17 protein-coding genes are annotated in these 21,522 nt (G+C 53.5%); 4 read left to right on the top strand and 13 right to left on the bottom strand.

Features of this window, described 5'->3' with window-relative positions; all coding sequences use genetic code 11:
- Positions 1-101 precede the first annotated feature (101 nt).
- Positions 102-1,337 (bottom strand): MFS transporter, encoded by a 1,236-nt coding sequence (locus tag A8O25_RS19765; RefSeq protein ID WP_066838771.1) that lies wholly within the window; start codon positions 1,335-1,337, stop codon positions 102-104.
- 214 nt (positions 1,338-1,551) lie between these two features.
- Between A8O25_RS19765 and A8O25_RS19760 the strand changes: the two genes are divergently transcribed.
- Positions 1,552-2,439: a TraB/GumN family protein gene (locus tag A8O25_RS19760; protein ID WP_066838769.1), complete on the top strand. Its 888-nt coding sequence runs from the start codon at positions 1,552-1,554 to the stop codon at positions 2,437-2,439.
- A gap of 171 nt (positions 2,440-2,610) precedes the next feature.
- Here A8O25_RS19760 and A8O25_RS19755 read toward each other — a convergent pair whose 3' ends face one another.
- The 3 genes from A8O25_RS19755 to A8O25_RS19745 form a co-directional block, all read right to left on the bottom strand.
- Positions 2,611-3,165 carry a hypothetical protein gene (locus A8O25_RS19755; protein ID WP_066838767.1) on the bottom strand — a complete coding sequence of 185 codons (555 nt, stop codon included), beginning with the start codon at positions 3,163-3,165 and terminating at the stop codon, positions 2,611-2,613.
- 36 nt (positions 3,166-3,201) lie between these two features.
- Positions 3,202-5,604 (bottom strand): TonB-dependent receptor, encoded by a 2,403-nt coding sequence (locus A8O25_RS19750; RefSeq protein ID WP_082893774.1) that lies wholly within the window; start codon positions 5,602-5,604, stop codon positions 3,202-3,204.
- Positions 5,605-5,760: 156 nt separating this feature from the next.
- Positions 5,761-6,090, bottom strand: coding sequence for a hypothetical protein (locus A8O25_RS19745; RefSeq protein ID WP_066838765.1), 330 nt, complete (start codon positions 6,088-6,090; stop codon positions 5,761-5,763).
- A gap of 785 nt (positions 6,091-6,875) precedes the next feature.
- Between A8O25_RS19745 and htpG the strand changes: the two genes are divergently transcribed.
- Entirely contained in the window at positions 6,876-8,702 is a 1,827-nt protein-coding gene (gene htpG / locus A8O25_RS19740) for a molecular chaperone HtpG (protein WP_066838779.1), read from the top strand.
- A gap of 246 nt (positions 8,703-8,948) precedes the next feature.
- Here htpG and A8O25_RS19735 read toward each other — a convergent pair whose 3' ends face one another.
- On the bottom strand, positions 8,949-10,052 hold the full coding sequence (locus tag A8O25_RS19735) for a serine hydrolase domain-containing protein (protein WP_066838762.1): 1,104 nt from the start codon (positions 10,050-10,052) through the stop codon (positions 8,949-8,951).
- A gap of 219 nt (positions 10,053-10,271) precedes the next feature.
- Between A8O25_RS19735 and A8O25_RS19730 the strand changes: the two genes are divergently transcribed.
- A complete protein-coding gene (locus A8O25_RS19730; protein ID WP_066838775.1) occupies positions 10,272-11,534 on the top strand; it encodes an exo-beta-N-acetylmuramidase NamZ family protein in 1,263 nt (420 codons plus the stop codon).
- A 467-nt stretch (positions 11,535-12,001) separates the two neighbouring features.
- Here A8O25_RS19730 and trxA read toward each other — a convergent pair whose 3' ends face one another.
- The 4 genes from trxA to A8O25_RS19710 form a co-directional block, all read right to left on the bottom strand.
- A complete protein-coding gene (gene trxA, locus A8O25_RS19725) occupies positions 12,002-12,322 on the bottom strand; it encodes a thioredoxin (RefSeq protein ID WP_066838759.1) in 321 nt (106 codons plus the stop codon).
- Positions 12,323-12,393: 71 nt separating this feature from the next.
- Positions 12,394-13,149, bottom strand: a complete 756-nt coding sequence (locus tag A8O25_RS19720) for an AraC family transcriptional regulator (RefSeq protein ID WP_066838756.1) — start codon at positions 13,147-13,149, stop codon at positions 12,394-12,396.
- Between the two features lie 84 nt (positions 13,150-13,233).
- Positions 13,234-14,004, bottom strand: coding sequence for a DoxX family membrane protein (locus A8O25_RS19715; RefSeq protein WP_066838753.1), 771 nt, complete (start codon positions 14,002-14,004; stop codon positions 13,234-13,236).
- Between the two features lie 188 nt (positions 14,005-14,192).
- Entirely contained in the window at positions 14,193-14,813 is a 621-nt protein-coding gene (locus tag A8O25_RS19710; RefSeq protein ID WP_066838750.1) for an HAD-IA family hydrolase, read from the bottom strand.
- Positions 14,814-15,081: 268 nt separating this feature from the next.
- Here A8O25_RS19710 and A8O25_RS19705 point away from each other — a divergent pair, with 268 nt between their 5' ends.
- The gene (locus A8O25_RS19705; protein ID WP_066838747.1) at positions 15,082-16,608 is read left to right on the top strand and encodes a hypothetical protein; all 1,527 of its coding nucleotides are present in this window, start codon (positions 15,082-15,084) and stop codon (positions 16,606-16,608) included.
- A gap of 136 nt (positions 16,609-16,744) precedes the next feature.
- On the opposite strand, the gene ygiD is transcribed toward A8O25_RS19705, so the two are convergent.
- The 4 genes from ygiD to A8O25_RS19685 all read right to left on the bottom strand — a co-directional run bounded on the left by ygiD (position 16,745) and on the right by A8O25_RS19685 (position 21,197).
- On the bottom strand, positions 16,745-17,575 hold the full coding sequence (ygiD, locus tag A8O25_RS19700; protein WP_066838745.1) for a 4,5-DOPA-extradiol-dioxygenase: 831 nt from the start codon (positions 17,573-17,575) through the stop codon (positions 16,745-16,747).
- A 723-nt stretch (positions 17,576-18,298) separates the two neighbouring features.
- Positions 18,299-18,895: a Crp/Fnr family transcriptional regulator gene (locus A8O25_RS19695; RefSeq protein ID WP_066838744.1), complete on the bottom strand. Its 597-nt coding sequence runs from the start codon at positions 18,893-18,895 to the stop codon at positions 18,299-18,301.
- 243 nt (positions 18,896-19,138) lie between these two features.
- On the bottom strand, positions 19,139-20,080 hold the full coding sequence (locus A8O25_RS19690; RefSeq protein WP_066838742.1) for an NAD(P)H-dependent flavin oxidoreductase: 942 nt from the start codon (positions 20,078-20,080) through the stop codon (positions 19,139-19,141).
- A gap of 118 nt (positions 20,081-20,198) precedes the next feature.
- On the bottom strand, positions 20,199-21,197 hold the full coding sequence (locus A8O25_RS19685) for a sugar phosphate nucleotidyltransferase (RefSeq protein ID WP_066838773.1): 999 nt from the start codon (positions 21,195-21,197) through the stop codon (positions 20,199-20,201).
- Positions 21,198-21,522: the final 325 nt, after the last annotated feature.

The following is a 21,522-nucleotide window of genomic DNA, read 5'->3' as shown; positions in this document are numbered from 1 at the left end:
AGGTTCTGCAGAAGCAGTTCCTGACAGAGCCCATGGCAGCAGGAAAGACAAAGATTTAAAGGCTTAAAAGGCGTTGCGAGAAAGCAACCCCACCCGCATTTCTATTCAAGGTAATCCAGGTCCTTTCCATAGCTTTCCGGCAGCGTTGAAATGGCCACCAGCGCCACCGCCAAGGCCACGGTGCCCAGAGCCCCCGCCGTGAACAGCAGTCCCCACGCTTCTTTGTAGGCACTGAACGTAAGGGTCAAGGGGATCACCGCCCCGCGCACAAAGTTGGGAACCGTAGTGGTAACGGTAGCCCGTATATTGGTTCCAAACTGCTCTGCCGCAATGGTCACAAACATGGCCCAATAGCCGCTGGCAAACCCCAGCGCCAGGCACAGGCCGTAAAAATAGGCTTCACCGGCCCCCCGGGCGAACAAATACAGCGCCACCACAACAGCCAGTAAGAAAAGGGAAAGAAGAACCGCCCGTTTGCGGCTTTTCAGCTTTTGGCTGAGCACCCCGCTGGCCACATCTCCCAGGCTCAGCCCTAAGTAGCAAAAGCTGATGGCCTTGGCGGCTGAAACGGGCACCTGAACCCCCAGTGCCTGCCCAAACTCTGGCGAGAAGGTAATGAGTACGCCCACCACAAACCAGATGGGCACCCCCACCAGAATACATTTCAGGTATTTGAAGAAGCGGGGCGCACTGGTGAACAGGCTCAGAAAGTTGCCCCGGGAAACCTTCTCCTGCCTGGTGCGGGCAAACAGGCCGCTTTCATACACGCCAATCCGGAGCAGGAGCAACAGCAGGCCCAGGCCCCCGCCAACAAAATAGGCGGTGCGCCAGTGAAAGTACTCCCCAACCACACCGGCCACAATTGCCCCTGAAATGCCCACTGAGGCCACAATGGTGGTGCCATAGCCCCGCTTCTCCTTGGGCAGCACCTCAGTGACCAGGGTAATGCCCGCCCCCAGTTCCCCGGCCAGCCCCACCCCGGCAATAAACCTGAGCCAGGAATAGGCATCTAAGGTTGTCACAAAGCCATTGGCCACATTCGCGATAGAGTACAAAAAGATAGAGCCGAAGAGGACGGAGATTCTGCCGCGCTTATCACCTAAGACACCCCAAAAGATGCCTCCCAGCAGCATGCCCAGCATTTGCATATTTATTAGGTGAACGCCGTCTTTCAACAATGTAGTTGGGTTGGTGATCCCTAAATCTTTGAGGCTTGAAATCCTGACTATGCTGAACAGGATCAGGTCATAAATGTCTACAAAGTACCCCAGGGCCGCTACCACAACGGCAGTGTTCAGAATTTTAGTAGAAGAAGGAGAGATAGAAGTGCCTGCCATAGGTTGTGACGAAATTTCAGGGTGATTTTGCAATAGTACTCTATTTAGTTTCTGATTGTCTTGTGTAAATATCGGTTAAAATATATAATCACTTTAAGTACAGTAAATTATATTATTTTACTATATTTCTAAAAAACTAAAAAAAAGTGAGCCAGATCATCTTGGCTCTGATAATAAACTTATATTTTTGATAAGATTTTGTAACCTTATCTAAATGAACACGTTTAAAGGCGCCTGTTTCTGGACACTGCTTCTTGGTCTGCTGGCTGGTATTTTCATGCCTGAGGCTGGAGTCTGTGGTACGCCAAACATTCACCAAAAGTCTTTGCTCTGGAAAGTGAGCGGCAAGGGAATTAAAACCTCTTACCTCTACGGAACCTTCCACCTGGTGCCTAAAGAACAGTTTGCTCTGCCAGGTAAGGTAAAGCAAAGAATGGTGAAATCCCAGACTGTGGTGTTTGAGGTGGACCTGGAAAGCCCTGAGCTGACCCAGAGCATCAACAAGGCCATGCGCATGAACAAGCCGCTGGAGTCTATCATGTCTGTGCAGGAATACAACATGCTGGCGCAGTTTGTGCAAGATACGCTAGAGCGCAGCCTCCAGCAGTTCAGATACATTAAGCCCGGCTTTCTGGGCCAGATGCTGCTTTACCCTAAGCTATTGGGCTACAGCCCAGAGTCATATGACCTGGAATTGCTGAAAATGGCCAACAGATGGCACAAGTCTATCTATGTGCTGGAAACCCCTGAAGAGCAGGTGGCGCTGCTAGACCAGGCCACCGTAGAGGTGCAGGCGTCACAGCTCCTGAACAGTGTGAAGCAGTTTGACCGCCAGCGCAAGATCATGAAACAGATGCTGAGCCTGTATCAGCAGGAAAACCTGCAGGGGCTTTACAACCTGATTACATCACAGGAAAACGAAAAAGAAACCCAGGCTCTGCTCCTGGACCAGCGCAACCAGCGCTGGATGACCCCTTTGGTGAACATGATGCGCAAAAGCCCTTCGTTCATTGCCGTGGGTGCCGCCCATTTGCCCGGCGAGCAAGGCCTCATTCAACTATTGCGCAACCAAGGGTATAAAGTAGAGCCGGTATATGAGTAATTGATTTCTACTACCGAGAAAAAAGCCGGGGCTGGTTCAACTAGAGATGAACCAGCCCCGGCTTTTTTGCGTCTGTTTTCAGCCTGATTTCAGAAAAACAGGTCATAAACAGAGAAGCCTTCTGCCATGTAGGCAGAAGGCTTCTCATAGAGAACGGGAGAGGTGAAACGGTTATTGAATGGTCACCGGGAAGGTTACCTCCACATCTGTTTCGCCGGTATTGATGGTGCTGGTCGCGCTTTTCAGGGCGGGCTGGTGTTTCAGGACCACCTTCAGGTTGCCGGTAGAGGCGGTGGTAGTGGTCATTCTGGTCTTTATGCCTATAGGCCGGTTGTTGCGGTCTGTGTCATTGTAGGCCACCGTTAAGTTCACGCCCGAAGGCACGTAGAAGAACTGGTGCTCATCGCCTTCTTCTTCTACTTCCTCGGTGATGTCTTCGGCGGGGCTTTTAGACTCGTCCAGCACCTGCACGGTCACATCATATACTTTGTTGGCAGCCAGTTGGGCACCTGTAATCACAGGGTTGGCGCCGCCGTCTCCGTCTAAATCACGGTAAGAAGCCGTCACCGTTGCTCCTCCGCCCTGCGGCACCATGGTCAATTTAAGCGTGGTAATCAGTTCTTCCTCATTTACCGGGGCCGGGTCCTCGTCATCACTGCAAGAGGTAGACATAAACACGGTGGCGGCAAACAGAATAGCGAGCGATGGTTTCAAAAATAATTTCATGGTGTTCTTAGGGTTAATTCAAGTGAAAAATCAAGGTTAAAAGTTCAGCGGGATGCTCACCCGCAGGGTAATGGACCGCCCAGTTTCATCAGCGTAATACCTGAAACGGTTCAAGTAGTCGCGGTAGGCGGTGTTCAGGAGATTTCGACCTATGAGGCCAATCTCAATCTGCTGTTGGCCCAGTTGCAGGGTAGTGCCTGCCTCAGCATTCAGCAGGAAGTAGCTGGCGGGCGGCAGGGCGTAGTCACGCGCCAGGTAATTGTCTGGCACGTTCTTTTGCCTGGCCACAGCCAAGCCACTGATTTGGATAAAGTTTTGCGCAAAAACTCCGCGGGCCCCCAGTTTATCTATTGAATAACGCAGGCTGTTCTCATAGCGGTCACTGGGAATCCAGATTAAATACTCGTCTGCGGTTTGGTTGTAGGCCCGTACCAAAGACGCCTTGGTGGCGAGCAGCAGGTGGTCTGTCAACTGGTAAGACGCACTCACATCCAGGCCGGTGAAGGTGGCGTCTGCCTGCTTCTGCCGCGCCGTTAAAAACGCGCCCCGTATGGTGAGCGTGGGCACGGTGTCGGGTTCCTGGTAGATGTAGTTGTCTATATAGTTGCGGTACACGCTGATTTCACCGTTCAGGCGCTTGTTCTGCACGTAGGCCAGCGTTGCCACAAGATTGTACGCCCGCTCCATGCCCAGATTGGCGTTGCCGTACTCGTAGGTGCCCGTGCCGTGGTGAATGCCGTTGCTGTACAGCTCACTGGTGGTAGGCGAGCGCCACGCGGTAGAGGCATTCAGGTTCAAATCAAGGTGCGGCCCGAAGTGGTAAATCACTCCCAGCGTCCCTGAAAGGTTCTGCCACGTGTGCGTTGGCGTGAGCAACTGGTTGTCCAGCTCTGACTGCCCTGTGCGCTGCGGCGTGTCTTTGCGGTATAGCTTGGCCTGCAGGTGCCGGTAGTCATATCTAACGCCCGCCTCTACGTGCCACTTGCCTTTCTCCCATTCCTCCAGCCAAAACAGGCCGCCGGTGTGGCTCTGGAAAAACGGCACGAAGAACCGCCCCTCATACCGGTTGAACTGGTACTGGTACGTGGCGCCAAAACTGCCTTTCAGGTTCCAGATAAGCGGGTGTTCCCAAAGGGCTTCAGAGCTGTGCGTAGTGATTTCAAACCGAAGACCAGGACGGCTCTGGTCGCCGTGGGCGTCAAACTCCTCACGTATGTTGTACTGCCGCGCGTACGTGAACAGCAGTCGGCTGGCGGTCCCCGTTTTGTAGAAACCGTGCAGCCGCAGCAAATCATGCGTCACGTTCTGGTACGGCACGCCGATGGTATACGTAAAGTCCGCCTCCGGCTCCGGCCGCTCGCGCTGCAGGGCGTTTCTGATATCGGTGAGATTGCCCACGTGCGACGCCGAAAACACACCCAGCTTAGTGTCAAACCGGCTAAAATAGGCGTCAACCCCAAATTGGTCACGGGTCCATCCGGCGGCCGCCGAAAAGTTCTGCTCCTGGTAGCCGGTATTGGCGAGGTAGTAATCTGGCGTCTTGCTGTTGCCCGCTTTCTTGAGCGTGCCCTGCAGCCGCCAGCTTAAACCCGGCAAAGCCGCCGGGTTGCTTTCTACCATGCCTGACACCACGCCCTGGCGGTTATGGCTCACGCCCACCAGGTTGAGCACGGCGCTGGTGCCCGCAGAATCACGCAGCGGCTTGGGCTCTACCAGAATCACGCCGCCAATGGCATCGGCACCGTAGCGTACGCCGGCCGCACCTTTCACCACCGTCAGTTCAGAGGCCACAAACGGGTCAATCTCGGGCGCGTGCTCAGAACCCCACTGCTGGGCCTCATGGCGCACGCCGTTGTTCATGACCAGAATGCGGTTGCTGTGCATGCCGTGAATGACCGGTTTGGCAATGCTGGGCCCCGTCTGGATGCTGCTCAGGCCGGTAATCCGCTCCAGGCTTTGCGCCAGCGACTGCCCGTGCGTCTGCGCCAGTTCCCGGCCGTTTAATTGGCCGGTGGCCTGGGTAATCTGCGTACGCTGCCGGGCCGCCCGCACTTCAACAGAGTGGAGGAGCAGGCCGTCTGGGTGCAGCCTGAAGTTGAGCACCTCAGGTGCCCGCACTGCCTTCTGCAGCCGCTCAGTAGTGTAGCCAATGTAAGACACCACCAGCGTGTACGTGCCGGGGCACAGGCCATGGAAATGGTAGTGGCCGTTGGCATCGGTCACGCTGGTCAGCTGGGTGCCATCCAGCAACACGGTGGCGCCTATTAAGGGTGTGCGGTCTTCATGGTCGGTGACGGTGCCGGAGAGCGTGATGCCGCAATCTGTGTCAGACAGCGCATCTGCCCCGGCGGGCACAGGGCCATTCTGCGCGAAAACCGCCGGGAAAGGCAGGCAAACGCACAGCAGAAGCAGCACAAAATAGTTAGAGTAATTGCGCAACTCAGTAAGGAAAATGAAATGGGGAAACAGGAGGAGCGTCCTCCAAACGCCTTCGGCGGAGGGATTGCGTTTTTCGGCGTGTTTTCCGGAAAACAGGCCGAAAACAGGAAAAACCGGGATAGCGCGGCCATCCCTTCCGAAGGAAAAGTTAACGGGTTAGGAAAGTTGCGTGGCGGGCGGCCCGCGCAGGTATTGGTGGTAGGTGGTAAACGAGTACCCTAATTGGGGCGCGGCGGGCCCGAAGGAAATTCCAAAGGTAAGCGGCGTGGGCAGCACAACGGCTTCACTGGGCTGGAACGGCGCGTGGAAGAGGTTATCTGTATGGCAGTGCGTGTGCTTCTGCCCAATGTGCGTCTGCGACTCGTCGTGCGGGCGCTCTACCGTGTGTTCATGCGCGTGCAGTTGCAGCAGCAGCTCGTTGGGGGTCATGACCCGCGCAAGCAGCAACAGCAGAAAAAGGGCGCTATATCTGGTAAAGTTTCTCACTGACAATGAAGGAACGGACAAATATACAAATTGTTTGAGCCCGAAGCCAAAACTCTGGCGGCCAAAACTGACAACCTGTCATTTTCTGAAGGCTGGAACAGCTTTTGCCAAATGAAACGCTGATTGTTCATTGTTTTGATGGTGGTACGTGCTGTTTGGGAGTTCTACTCCCGAACCTCCCTGTTTCGGAGTTCCACTCTGCCGGGAACCACAAGCCAACAAAGGGGAGTTGAACTCCCCTGCCGAGTGCTTCCGGAGTAGAACTCCGGAAAAGCGGAACTAGCAACAGGAAAGTCACGGAAGTAACTTCCGCGCCATAGAAAGAAAAAGTACGCATTCCTGATAAGTCCCCTTTGGAAGGGAGGGAGGGGGATGACAAGGCCGTTTGCAAAACGATCAGCGGCAGCCATTAAATGAGCAGGAGCGACTTTCGGGAATGCTTGACTCTGCAGGAGTAATTCAGCAGGAGTAATCACCCCGGGCCTTCAATGGGGGACGAAGACGTACCTATATTTTGCGTTTTCACGCCTGGCGCGAGTCTGCAGACTCGTGCCCATGGGTGCGTGGAGTCTCCAGACTCGCCGGGAACCACGAATAGAAAAACAGGAGTCTGGAGACTCCACGCACCCAAAGGCACGAGTCCGGAGACTAGCGCCAGAGAAAATATAAGACGGAATGCGTTTTTAGCCTGTTTTCTGAAAAGTAGGCTAAAAACAGAACATCGGCGCAGCCGAAAGTGAGAGAAGAAAAAAGTAATTCACAACACATTGATAGAGAAAGTAGAAATGGAAGAAAAAGGCACGATTTCGATTCACACCGAGAACATTTTCCCGATCATCAAGAAGTTCTTGTACTCTGACCACGAGATTTTCTTGCGCGAACTGGTTTCTAACGCGGTTGACGCGAGCCAGAAAGCCAAAAGCCTCAGCAGCATTGGTGAGCTGAAGGGCGACCTGGGCGAACTGAAGGTGACCGTGAAGGTGGACAAAGAGAAGAAGCAGATCATCATCTCGGACAACGGGATAGGGATGACCGCCGAGGAGATTAAGAAATACATCAACCAGATTGCCTTCTCTGGCGCCACTGAGTTTGTGGAGCGCTACAAAGACTCTAACGCAGACAAGAGCCAGATCATTGGTCAATTCGGTCTTGGATTTTACTCGGCGTTTATGGTGGCCAGCACCGTGGAGATTGACACTTTGTCGCACCAAGACGGTGCCGAGCCTGCTCATTGGATTTGCGACGGTTCTACTGAGTTCACCATCACCAACGGTGCCCGCACTGAGCGCGGAACCGATGTGATTCTGAACATTGCCGAAGATTCTGAGGAGTTTTTGGAAGAGGCGCGTCTGCAGACCATTCTGAACAAATACTGCAAGTTCCTGCCTATTCCGGTAGAGTTCAACGGTGAGGTTATCAACAACCCGAACCCTATCTGGACCAAGTCGCCGTCTGATTTAACCGACGAAGACTACAAGAACTTCTACAAAGAACTGTATCCGTTCTCTGAAGACCCGCTGTTCTGGATTCACCTGAACGTGGACTATCCGTTCAACCTGACCGGTATTCTGTACTTCCCGAAGGTGAAGAACGAGTTCGATTTCCAGAAAAACAAAATCCAGCTCTACAGCCGCCAGGTATTCATTACCGACGAGGTGAAAGACGTGGTGCCAGAGTTCCTGATGCTGTTGCACGGCGTGATTGACTCGCCAGACATTCCGTTGAACGTAAGCCGTTCCTTCTTGCAGGCCGATGCCAACGTGAAGAAAATCAACACCTACATCACCCGCAAGGTGGCTGATAAGCTGAACGAAATCTACAAGAAAGACCGCACCGCCTACGAAGAAAAGTGGAACGACATCGCTGTGTTCGTGAAGTACGGCATGCTCTCTGACGACAAATTCTACGAGAAAGCAAAAGACTTCGCGTTGCTGCAAAGCACCGATGAGAAGTTCTACACTTTAGAGGAGTACCGCAACTACGTGCAGGCCAACCAAACCGACAAAAACGGCAACTTGGTGATTCTGTACACGAACGACGCCGAGAAGCAGCACGCCTTCATAGAGACCGCCAAGAACCGCAACTATGACGTGGTGAAGCTGGACCACATGATTGACCCGCACTTCATAGGTCAGCTGGAGCAGAAACTGGAGAAAACCACGCTCAAACGCGTAGACGCTGATACCATTGACAAGCTCATTGAGACCGATGCCAAGCCCGAAAGCGTTCTATCTGAAGACGAAACCAAGCGTTTGAAGGAGCTCTTTGAGAAGGCCATTGACAACCAGAACATGACCGTAGGCGTGGAGGCATTGAGCGTAGATGACCAGCCGGTGATTATCACGTTACCTGAGTTCATGCGCCGTATGAAAGACATGAACCGCATGGGCGGCGGTGGCATGATGATGATGGGCAACCTGCCTGACATGTACAACGTGACCATCAACGCGAACCACCCCATCAACCACCGCATCCTGAAAGGCGATGACGAACGCGGCGAGAAAATCGCCAAGCAAGCCTATGACCTGGCGTTGCTGTCGCAGAACATGCTGTCTGGTGCGGCTTTGACTGCGTTTGTGAAGCGCAGCGTGGAGTTGATTGACAAAGAATAACAAGCTGGTTTAGCGCTGTTTTCCAAAAAAGAGGCCAGAAACGGAAGTTTCTGGCCTCTTTTTGTTCTTAGACAATCCTGAGTCTCAAGTCACTCACTTTTGTCATCTTGGAAAACAGTGGGCGAACTGGATAAGCGTCTGTTTAACCGCCGTTACGTTCGCCCACAGGTTCCTTTCAGGATGACAAAAAGAGAAGGGGCAGCTTATGTTAGGCTTCGGCTGTACCTTGCATTCCCCACAACGCCCCTACCTCTTCACCACCGCATTCACCCGCTTCCAAATTTCATTCAGAAACACCACCGGCACCTCCTCCTCACTGGGTGCCTCGCCCATGCGTACCAAAACCAGGCCTTGGCTGGGCACCACGTTCAGAAACTGGCCGTTCTTGCCCAGGGCGGCATACATATCAGTGGGCGCATTGGGTACAATGCTGCCGGAGAAACTCCTTTGTGAGGTAGGCAGCAGAAAAGAGGCCTTGCCGTTGAGCCACCAGAGGTAACCGTAAGACGGGTTCAGGGGCTGAGATGTACGGACCATGGCGTTCAGAAAAGCGGCATCTTTCAGAATGGGCGTGTCTCCCCATTTGCCGTTGTTGAGCATGAGCAACCCGAAACGGGCCATAGACCTTGGCGTACTGATATAGACGTAATTATCCTGTAGGTGCCGCCACTGGCCATCCATCCCAATCTTGTCCCGGAGCTGGGTCTGGAAATAGGTTTGGAACTCTTGTTTGGTTGCTTTCTCTACTACCTGGCTAAGCAAGGTGTATGGCGCGTTGTAATAGGCCCAGCGGGTATCAGGGGCAGCGCGGTAGGTTAGGCAGGCGGGGGTAGTGCAGTTGCGGTTCGGCACCAGGTCGTTCAGGCCGGTGGTCATGGTAAGCTGGTGCCTGATGGTGATTTGATGTTCCTGCGCAGGGGCAAGGCTCGTCCAGCCATTGCCCAGATACCGGCTGGTTGGGTCGGTGATAGACAAATAGCCGTCTTCCTGGGCCTTGCCCACCATGAAAGCCGTAACCGTTTTGCCCGCCGACGCCCAATACCAGCGGCTGTTCACCTGAAAAGGCCTTCCTCTGGCAACGGAGCCATTGTAATGCTCCACCACTATTTTGCCGTCTTTCAACAGCAGAAACGCCCTGGTGTTATTTTTATTAAGAAAGGAAATCAGCTCAGGGAGGGCGGCGGTGTTCCAGCCCAGGCTTTGGGGAGTCATGGTTTCCCAGAAAGAAGAACCAACCGCCGGAAAGTACAGCGGTGCTTTAGGCGAGGCAGGCGCAGCTTCTCCCTTATAAGCCGAAACAAAGAAGGCGGTCACCGCCAGGGTGAGCAGGCGAAGAAAGATTTGAAACATAGCGGTGCGGGACTTTTCCTCCTTTGATGTTCCTGACAATAAATAGTTTAATCTGCCACTGTGCTGAAAGCCCAGGAAAAGGGCCGGCCACAGAAGCGGTCAGCGGCAGGCGGCAATAGAACCAACTTTTTAACTTTTCTTAAAAGCATTCCTATTCTCAATATAACCTTCTACATTAGCAGCCTTACGGGCATCTCACCCAACGCAACCCTCCAAACTATGGCTAAAACGTTCCTATCATACCTTTCCTGCGGTTTATTGCTGCTGACCTTAAGCTGCTCCTCCTGCTCTAAAGAAACCTCTGCCAATTCCACCGCAACCAGCAGCCAGCCGACGGCGGCCAACGCAAAACCTGGCCTCATCACCGGCGCTGACCAAACCCAAAAGTACGTGCCGTACCTAAAAGGCAAGCGTGTGGCGTTGGTGGTAAATCCCACCTCCATCATCGGGAACAAGTCCAGCGTTGACAGTCTGCAGGCTTTGGGTATAAAGATTGTGAAAGTGTTTGGGCCCGAGCATGGGTTCAGGGGCAACGCCAGCAACGGTACGCACGTGGGCGATGAGGTAGATGCGCAAACGGGTATCCCCATCATCTCCCTCTACGGCAAAAAGAAGAAGCCCAGCAAAGAAGACCTCGCCAACGTTGACGTACTTATCTATGACATTCAGGACGTGGGCGTACGGTTCTACACCAACATCAACACCCTGCGCGATGTCATGGAATCTGCTGCCGAGCACAAGGTGGAGTTCATGGTGCTGGACCGCCCCAACCCGCACGGCTACCTCATTGACGGCCCCATTCTGGACATGAAGCACAAATCAGGCATCGGGCAGTTCCCCATCCCTATTGCGCACGGCATGACGGTGGGCGAGTTCGCGCAGATGATTAACGGCGAAGGCTGGATGGCCCACGGCCTCAAGCTGGACAAAATCAACATCATTAAAATTGCCAATTACCACCATGACATGCCGTACGTGCTGCCGGTGAAGCCCTCGCCCAACCTGAACACCGCGCAGAGCATCATGCTCTACCCCAGCACCTGTCTGTTTGAAGGCACCATTCTGAACCACGGCCGCGGCACCCAATACCCGTTTACCATTATGGGCGCGCCCAAACTCAAAGGCAAGTACGAGTTCTCTTACACGCCCGTGAGCATACCCGGCATGAGCGAGAGTCCGTTGCACATGAACGAAGTCTGCTATGGCCTGGACCTGCGCAACTATGACACAGGACAGCTCCGGAGAAAACGTCAGATCAACATTGGCTGGCTGCTGGAGCTCTACAACGCCTATCCAGAGAAAGAACGTTTCTTTGACTCTTCTTACAGCAAACAGATGGGGGTGATTGAGCGGCTCATTGGCGTGTCTGATTTCCGGAAGCAGGTGCAGGAAGGCTGGTCAGAGGAGCGAATCAGGGAAACGTGGCAGCCGGGCCTGGCCGCCTTCAAAGAACTGCGCAAGAAGTACCTGCTGTACCCGTGAGGTTCTAAATGCTAGGGCAATTCCTGTTTTTGCCCTATTTTGACAAAAAGAGGCCGGAAACGTGTTCTTTACGATTTTCTTATGCCATTAAGCGCAAATGCTCCCTTTGAGGATTGTAGTTTGAGGCAGCGAGCGCAGCTCATAAAAAGGGGTGTTTACTCAGAGATAGCACGTATTGCTGATGATTCCTTCTTTTTCTATGGCGCGGAAGTTACTTCCGTGTCTAACGGGAAAAGTTCCAGAAGTAACTTCTGCGCCATAGTCAGGAACGTCATGACCGGCAGGTGTAAACACCCCTCTCCGCTCCCCTCAAGGGGAGAATCTTTTTAAGAGACGCAGTTTGTGTTTTTATCCTCCTTTGCAGCTCTTAAGCTTCAAATGATCCCGCCAGTTTTGCCCTGATTTTACAAAAAGAGGCCGGAAACGCATGTCCCGGCCTCTTTTGCTTTTCATAGTTTTACGTGCGGTTACAAATGCGCCGCCAGCTTCTGCTCCAGCACGTACTTGGGCACCGCGCCCACCTGTTTGTCTACTACCTGTCCGTTTTTGAAGACCAGCAGCGTGGGCATGTTGCGCACGCCATATTTGGTGGTGATGAGTGGATTGGTGTCTACGTCCAGTTTGCCTACTACCAATTGGCCGTCGTACTGCTGCGCCAGTTCTTCTACTATGGGGCCAATCATGCGGCAGGGGCCACACCATTCGGCCCAGAAATCTACCAGAACGGGTTTATCGGTATTGATGGCTTCGTCAAACGAGGCATCGGTTAAATGAAGTGCTTTGGTCATGTCGTTTCAAATAAGGTACAGGGCAAAAGTAGGGCATCGGCGTAGCCGGAACTTGTACCCAAACGACATTCTCACGGCAACAGCCCCGGCACCGGATTCCCTTCAGAGAAATATTCAGACGGGGTCACGCCCGTCAGTTCCCTGAAGTCACGGTTGAAGTGGGCCTGGTCATAGTAACCGCTGGCCAGCGCCAACTGCGTAAAGCTCTGGGCCGGGTCTTTTTGGAACTGCTGCAGCGCGTACCGGAATCGCTGCAGCTTGGCGTATTCGCGGGGGCTGGTGCCCAGCAGCGCCTTGAACCGCCGTTCAAACTGCCGCCGCGAAAGGTGCATCTGGTCAAACAGCCGCTCTACATCGGTGATGCGGTTCGCGTCAATATCAGATTTAATGAAAGTGAGCAGCGGGTCTGGGGAAATGTTCTTGGGTTGTAACTGCGCTGTCAGGAACTGCACCAGCCGCGCCAGCCGCTGGTCATGGCAAGAGGCATCGGCAATCTGCTGTTCTAATTGCCGAAAGGAAGCGTTGACCACCTGTGACTGCTCTTCTGGAACCTTCCCCGACTTGAAAAGCAAATGAGCCGTGTACGGGTACAGTGCCGCGCCCAGCAGCCCTTGCGTTTCCTGGGCTTGGTCTGCCACAGGCGGCTCAAAACAGGCCGAGGAGAAGCTTCCGCGGTACAGGAACGTCAGCTGGGCCAAACCGGTCGCCACCGAGCTGAAGTGATAGGGCAGGTTGATTTCCGGACCTTCTGCTACCCAGAAATACCGCACGTACAGCGCCAAATCTGGCGGCGGGGCCAATTGCCGGTAGAGCGTGAGGGGTGCCATGGTCAGTTTCGCCCGCAAAAGAGTGCGGGAATTTTAGACGTTTCGTTACCGAGGCAAGGTACGCATTTCAGGCAATTCCATCGGCTACGCCGAAAGGGGAATGCTTGACCGGGCTTGGGTTGTCCTTCTAGACCGCAGCCAGACATTGACCAGCAAAAGCAACAGGATTACCAGCGTATTTACCGCCAGAATAGGCAGTATGGCCGAAATAAAAGCAAGCGTCATCAAGCACATATTGCCAACGGCCTGCGCCACCATCACCTTCTCCCACTTGTTCAGCCCCGCCGGCAGCAGCACCGCCGCGCCTACCAGGGCAAATGTGATAAGCCCAGCTGTATTGGTGAGCACCTGAACGTTGAACGGCGCTACTGCCAGGGTGACCAGTGCCGCCGCCAGCATAGCCCACGGCCAAAAACCGGCCCGGTACCTATCCAAAGCCGTAGCGGCAGGCGCAGACATCGGCGCAGCCGAAAACAGGAATTTGAATTTCTGGTGTTCATACGCCAGCAACAACCCGTTGAGCAGCAGGAAAACCGCGTTCACATAAGGCGTACCGGTCCAGTTCTGTGAGATTGTCACGGCCAGAATGGCCAGGTTCATGGGCACCAGCATGACCGCACCCAGCGTGCTGAACCGCTGCGAGAACAGCAGCGCCCCGCACACCACCTGGCTCACGGCCACCACCTGCGCAAACAGCCCCAGCCCGTACTGCGCCAGCCGTTCCTCCAGCCACGGCGGACCAATCAATTGCCCGAAGTTGCCGTGCGTGAGCTTGCAGATACCCGCCGAGAAGAAAACGTAGCCCAGGAAAAGCCGGATGAGCAGAACCAGAAAATCTTTGTTGCGCAGCGCCATAGCGGTAGAAGTTTGAGGTGAGAGGAGCAGTTTTCCCCTTTGGTGGCACTAAGTAAAAGAGACATTGGGGCACCCGAAAATCTTTTAGACCAACCGGCGCTGGGCTTCTACCAATGAGCCAAATCGTTGGAGATTCCCTTCCTGTTTTTGCTGTTTTCCGGGAAACAGGCCAAAAACGCACTTGCTCTCTAGAGAATCTCCAGCAGTTGTTGCGGCGTGTGCAGCACGTAGTCCGGGTGGGCGGGCTGCACCACTTCCCAGGCATCATAGCCCCAGCTTACCCACGCCACCTTGATACCGCATTTCTGGCAGGCCAGTATATCGCGCAGCTCGTCGCCCACATACAAGACCTGGGCGGGAATTAGCTTTTTGGCTTTCAGGAACCGGTTCAGGAGCTTGTCTTTCCCGAAGATGCGGCTGGAGGTGAGCACGTCCCGCACGGCCGTAATGCCTTGCCGCTGCAGAAATTCCCGGATAATAGACTCTGAATTTGACGAAAGAATGACCGGTTGCACGCCTTTCTCGGCCAGGCTCTGCAGCAGCTCTTTGATGCCGGGGAACAAGGTCACCGTGCTCAGTTGCTGCTTGTACAGCCTGTAAAACCGCAGCGTGAAGAAAGGCAGTTTGTACAGCGGGAAATTCAAATACTGGGCGCGCTGCGCGATGGTGAGCGTGCGCAGGTACGGCACCTCTTCGGGCAGCATGGGCTTGAACCCCTCCCGCGCCGCCAACTGGTTGAACCCCGCCAAGAATGCCTCTTTGGAGTCAACCAATGTGCCGTCAAAGTCAAAAAGCAGGTATTGGATCATCTTCTTTATTCCGCGGCCGCGGAAACCCTCTACCGCGAAGGTAGGAAAAGCCGCAGAGTAGAAAAGGCGTTTTTAGCCTGTTTTGCTGAAAATAGGCCAAAAACGGTAAACCAGCCCACGGCAGATTTAGAAAGGTTGATTTGTAAGGAAAGTGCCCTCATCAGAAAAAACGCTTCTGCCAAAGGAAACCATAGTTCTAGGGTTTCAGGGTTTGAACTTAGTTGTTATCTTAAGGAAAATTTAACCCTTTATTTAATCATTCATTCAAATGAAAAAACTTTACGCTCTTCTTCTTGTTGGCCTGCTCTCCAAAGGAATCACCAGCCAAGCACAGAAATTTGAATTAGAGGTGAAATCTGATTACAAAAACAAAGTGGTGCCTGTTGTACACAGAAAGGCATCTGAGAAAATCAATGACAATCTCTTTCTCATGTTCAAGGAAATAGACAAGAAGAAAGCGGCCATTGTAGGGTATGATGCCAACTTGAATCAGAAATTCAGTATTCCGCTGGAGCATGGGCAGTACACAGACCCCCTTTTCAAGTACCACGCAGAGAGCAACCAAATCTTTGTAGTGGAGAGCTATGGCCGCCCCAACGCCTATACCAAAAAAGGGCACGGGTTTAAAGCCTCGGTGTATGATGTAGAGGGCAAACTGGTGAAGCAGAAAGAGGTTGCGTTAGACCTCCCTCTGTTGCACCCAACCCTCTCCAGCTCCCACAGGGTAGGTTTTTCTGAGAACGGGAAGTACTTCTACACCCTGGAGCAATATCCTAAGAAGGGCAAAGATGCGCTGGTGGCCTTGTATGACATCAATTTAGAGGAGCTGTACAAGAAAGAGTTCAAAACGGGTACAAACGAAGAGATAGAGACCTCTGCGCTTGCCGATGATGGCGGCTTGGTACTGGTAGTCTCCAACTCTAAAGACAAGGACAGGGTAAAATTCACCAAGCTGAGCACCGCCGGCAAAGAAGCCGCGCAGGTTGCCGTAAAGCACCAGACGGCTGAGAAAGAAAGCTTTGGGCACTACAAACTTAAACTGGCCGGAGAGCGAGCGATAGTCACCACAGAGAAAAACCTGAACAGGTCAGAGTTGGTGGCCATTCATGTCTATGACATTGACTTTACCGCCAAGAACGCAAAGCTTTACAAGAGCAAAGAGTTCAACAAAGAGTATGTGGCGCAACTCTACAGCAAAGTGAACGATAAAGACGTCCTGAACGGCGGCAAGACCTTCAGCAAAAAGTTTGACCGGCCTAAAACCATTAAGCTCATGTGGGTGTCAGAAATCTTGATAGACGGTTCTTCTATCTACCTGGTTTCTGAGGCCATCAACAACACCAGCTCTACCACCACCACCACTTCTACCATTCCAGGGACCAACCATACGCGTACAACCACCAAGTCAACGCCGCTGCAATATGCTGAAGACATCTTGATCACAGGTTTTGAGGCCGGTGAAAACAAATGGAACAGCATTATTGGGCGTAACCTGGTCTTAAGAGACTTGCCCGGGGCAGATATGATGAAAGCCCTGGTGAGCCAGAATAAGAATGAGATTTACATCATCACCTCTGAGGCCCCCAAAGGCGAAGCCAAGGATATGTCTTCCTATACCAGGGTTGTCAATAAAGCTACCGGAGATATCAGCAGCCCTAAAAGGATCAGTGAAAACAGCTACATGACCTTCACCAATTTCGCCTGCTGGCTTGCCCCAGACAAAGTAGTGCTGTTGAGAAGCAACCAAATCAAGTTTGGCAAAGGGTACTCATTGAACAAGGTTGCCTTAAACTAGCTTTGCTCCCTCTGTGTAAGGCATAGCTCCCTGCCAGACAGGAGACACGGCTGGTTACTTCCTGCAAGTGAAAAGGCAGGGTCTATACCTGTGTAAAAGAAAAGGAGGTTCAACAGAGCCTCCTTTTCTTTTGAGGTTACGCCCCTATCTTCACCGAGGTCATGGTCAAAGAGCCGCCCACCATCTTGTCATTGAAAAACGACACGGCTTCGTCTTGGCCCTGCAGGCCCAGCGTGTACAGGAGCGGCAGGTAATGTTCTACCGTGGGTATGGCCAGGAGTGCTTCTTTGCCCAAGGTTGGGTAGTTGATGAGCGGCTGGTGGTCACGGGCCAGGATGAGGTCTTTGAATTTCTCATTGATGGTGTGGGTCCAGTCATAGCCGCCGCCGTTGATCATCTCCCAGCTCACCAGGCGCAGGTTGTGCACCATGTTGCCGCTGCCCATGATGAGCACGCCCTTCCTCCGGAGCGCCGTAAGTTCTTTGGCCAGCTCATAGTGGTACTGCGGCCCTTTGGTGTAGTCAATGCTGAGCTGCAGCACCGGCACGTTGGCTTGCGGGTACATGTGCCGCACAATGGTCCAGGTGCCGTGGTCCAGGCCCCAGTCATGGTCCAGTTCTACGGGGGCGGTTTTAATCAAAGAGGCGGTTTCCTGGGCCAGCGCCGCATCTCCCGGCGCCGGGTACTGCACCGCAAACAGCTCCCGGGGGAAGCCCCCAAAGTCATGGATGGTCTGTGGGAAATCCATGGCGGTAATCTTGGTGCCCCTGGTAAACCAGTGCGCCGAAATGACCAGCACCGCTTTGGGCACCGGAATCTCCTGCGCCAGCTGGGTCCAGCGCTGGCTGAATTCATTGTCTTCAATGCCGTTCATGGGTGAACCGTGGCCCACAAACAGCACCGGCATGGTGTATTCCTGGTATTGTAGTTCGTCTGTAAATTTTCTGAAAGCAGATAACGTAGTCATAGCTAGAGCGCCTCCGGCGACTGATTTGATAAAACTCCTTCTTTCCAAGGCCTTGTTAATGCGGGTGAAAAAGTGAAATCCCGCTGCGCGGATGGAAGGGTTGGGCCAAACGTCCGCCCCGCCGCGGGTTCACAGGACAAAGGTCAGCAAACCCAAAGCCGAAAAGAATAAGGTAGTTTAAGAAATGGCTTTTCATAAATTCTCACGCATTCCGTCCCCTTGGAAGGCCCGGGATGATTTTTTCTGCAGAATCACGCATTCCCGAGAATCATCTTTTCAGTTCGCTTATCTGAATGAAATGGGCCTTCATCGGCCTTTGTCATCCCAAGCCTTCCAAGGGGGACGGAAGGTGTAGAATCTGTTTTTCGTTTTCAGCCTGTTTCCTCCGCTGGTCGGGATTACAAATCCCGACCAGCGGAGTATCCTGCGGATTTGCAATCCGCAGAAATAGTTATTCAAAGGCCACGAAACGGGGATTACAAATCCCCTCAGGACCTGCTTCCGGATGGCAAATCCGGAAGAGCGACCTTGTTAGAACTTAATGGCCCTGCCCCTTTGCCGAGCTGGGATGACAAAAGATGTAGAAGAACCAGCGGCTTTAGCTACAGATATGAAAAGGTGATTCCCGGGAAGACGTCCCCTCACATCAGTAAGTCTGCTGAAGGAACCATCCCAGTCCTTCTAAGGGGAGACGGAAGGCGCCTTAAAAAGAAGAAGGAAGCCTTACAGATTGTCCATCGCCTGCTGGTATAAATCCAGCCCCTCTGCTTTGATGGTGCTGAAGAACTCAGGGGTGATGCCCAGGTAAGACGCGATGTGGTACTGCGGGATGCGCTGCGGCAGGCCGGGGAACTTGAGCAGGAAATCGCGGTAGTTTTGGGCGGCGGTCTGGGTCATGCCCGTGAGCATGCGCTTCTTAAACGCGAAGTAGCCGTTTTGGAGCAGTTTTCTGAAAAACAGGTTAAAAACGGGTTCTTCCTGCGTGAGCTGCTCAAACGCGTGGAGGTTAATTTGCACGTACTGCGTGGGCTCCAGCGCCTGAATAGACAGCAGCGCGGGCTTGTTGAAGGCAATGTCACTGATCCAGTAGCCTTCCACGGCAAACTCCAGGTTCACCTCCTTTCCGCTCTGGTCAATGATAAATGACCGCAGGCAGCCGCTCTGCACAAAGTACAGGTGGTGGTTCACTTCCCCCGTGCGCAGCAGGAACTCCTTTTTCTTCGCCTCACGCGGGGTGCAAATAGCCAGAAACGCGGCCTCCTGGGTTGAGGTAAGTTGTACGTGTTGGGCAAGGGCGGTATGGAGAAGGTTCTGGGGCAAGGGGAGATTCTGGTCTGTTCAAATGGAATATGGTGCCTCTTTTTATTCTGTCATCCTGAAAGGAACTTGTGGGCGTACCAGAAAGGCAACTGCTACTGCCGTTCGCCACCAAGATTCTTTCAGAATGACAAGAGAGGAGCAGTTCTCTTTATTGTCATCTGAAGAAATCATAATCTGGCTAAAACTTTACTATAATTCCTGTTTTTGGCCTGATTTCCAGAAAACAGCCCGAAAACGGAAATGCTACCACTCCCCGCAAAACTTCTGCTTGGCGGCTAAGAACTCCTGCCACATCTCCTGCACAATGTCACCGGCGGGTTTGATGTGGTTGACCAGCGCGGCAATCTGCCCGATTTCCAGTTCGCCTTCGTCTAAATCACCTTCATACATGCCACGTTTGGAACGGCGGGAGCCCAGGAGTTCTGCCAGTTCAAGGGTGCTTGCCCCGCGCAGTTCGGCGGCTTTTATGTCTTGGTAGAACTTGTTTTTGAGCAGGCGCACGGGCGTGAGTTGTTTGAGGGAAAGCTCGGTATCCCCTTCCTGGGCCGCAATGACGCGGTCTTTAAAGGCCTGGTGCGCGCTGCTCTCCAGGCTGGCCACAAACCGGCTGCCCACCTGCACGCCTTCGGCCCCCAGCGCCAACGCCCCGAAAATCCCGGCCCCGTTCCCTATGCCGCCCGCGGCGATCAACGGCAGGTTCACCGCCTGCCGCACCATGGGAATGAGGCAGAAGGTGGTGGTTTCCTCACGGCCGTTGTGCCCTCCGGCTTCAAAACCTTCGGCCACAATGGCATCTACCCCGGCCTCTTCACACTTTTTGGCAAACTTCACGTTGCTCACCACGTGCACCACCTTGGCCCCGTTCTCCTGCAATATTTTGGTCCAGGTCTTGGGGTTGCCCGCCGAGGTCACCACCACGGGCACTTTCTCTTCCAGGATGATCTTAAAATGCTCCTCCAGGTCTGGGTACAGCAAGGGCACGTTCACGCCAAACGGCTTATCGGTGGCTTTTTTGCATTTCTGGATATGCTCGCGCAGCACGTCTGGGTACATGGAGCCCGCGCCAATAAGTCCCAGTCCGCCCGCGTTGCTCACTGCGCTGGCCAGTTTCCAGCCGCTGCACCAGATCATGCCGGCCTGAATGATGGGGTATTGTATGTGGAAGAGTTGGGTGATTCTGTTCATGGTTAGTATCAAGTATCTCGTAGCAAGTATCAAGACAACATCTTACTACAAATACATCATAAAGTATGGCTTACAGTCTTGCTACATGATACGCGCTACTTGCTACGTGACACGCATGTCAATGACTAAAATCAATCTCCGTACTGTCCCCAATATTCAGCCGCTGGCTCAGGCCTTTCAGCGCAGAGTCTGACCCTACTAATGAGTCTTCCAGCACGGCGTAGCCCAGTTCGGCGTAGCCGCCTATGATGGAGTTGCGCACAATGGTGTAGTTCAAGATGGCACCTTCGCCAATAGCCACGTTGGGGCCCACAATGGAGTTGGTGATCTTCACGTCTTTGCCAATGCTCACCGGCGGAATGATGATGGTGTTGGGGAACTGCGGATACTCAGATCTTTTGAACTCGGGGCGGTTGAGCAGGGTGGCGTTGGCCTGGAGCAGCGTGTCTTTGCGGCCGCAGTCAAACCAATGGTCAACGGTGAGCGGCACCATCTTCTCGCCCTCCTGGATCATGTGCATGAGGGCATCAGTGAGGTGGTGCTCGTTCTGGGTCCTGATGTCATTGGCTATCAAGTGCTCCAGCGACTGGACCAGCTTGGCGGGGTTGGCAATCTTGTAGAGGCCCACCAGCGCGAAATTAGACTTTGGGATACGCGGTTTTTCCACCACTTTGGTGATGAACCCGTCATGGTCCATTTCGGCAATGCCGAAGAGGCCCGGGTCTTTCACCTTCTTCACGGCCAGCACCGTGTGGTCCATGGCCAGAATCTGCGCCAGGTCCACGTCTACAATGGTATCGCCCAGCTGAATGAGCACGTTCTCCTCGCTCCGGAACGTCTCCCTGGCCGCCCACAGCGCATGGCCCAGCCCCTCGCGCGGTTGCTGTACCACAAACTCCACCTGCAGCTGCGGGTACTTGCGCTGCACGTAATGCATGATCTTTTCGCCCAGATAGCCCACCACCAGCACAAACCGCGTAATGCCCGCCGCCTGCAAATGCTCAATGATGTGGCCCAGAATGGCCTTTCCCGCAATGGGCACCAAGGCTTTGGGTTGGGTATGCGTATGAGGTCTGAGGCGGGCACCCATGCCGGCCACCGGAATAATTGCTTTCATAAGTAGTACTGCTTCTGCGGGGGAAACCGGAAGAAAGAAGTCTCGCCCGCCCGGCCCCGGTAGCAAGCTTTGCTTTTTACCGGGGGCCAGGGTTCTGTTTCTGGCCTGTTTTTCTGAAATCTGCCCCAAAACAGCGGCGCAAACCACGGCTTGCGTTGGCGCGGTTGCAGAAATAACAGACAGGCCCAAGGCTAAAATAAAGATTTTACACGGCTTTCGGCTATTTTTCTGGCAATTCTGTCATAGAACGCCAGAAGAGTGGCCCTTGGCAAGCATCACCATTGCCGGTTCTTAGATGAGTTTCTCCCTGTCCATGTGCTGCTTC

This window comes from Rufibacter ruber (genome assembly GCF_001647275.1).
GTDB classification, from domain to species: Bacteria; Bacteroidota; Bacteroidia; order Cytophagales; family Hymenobacteraceae; genus Nibribacter; species Nibribacter ruber_C.
Note: the sequence above shows the minus strand (reverse complement) of the source record. Positions and strands in the feature narration are given on the sequence as shown.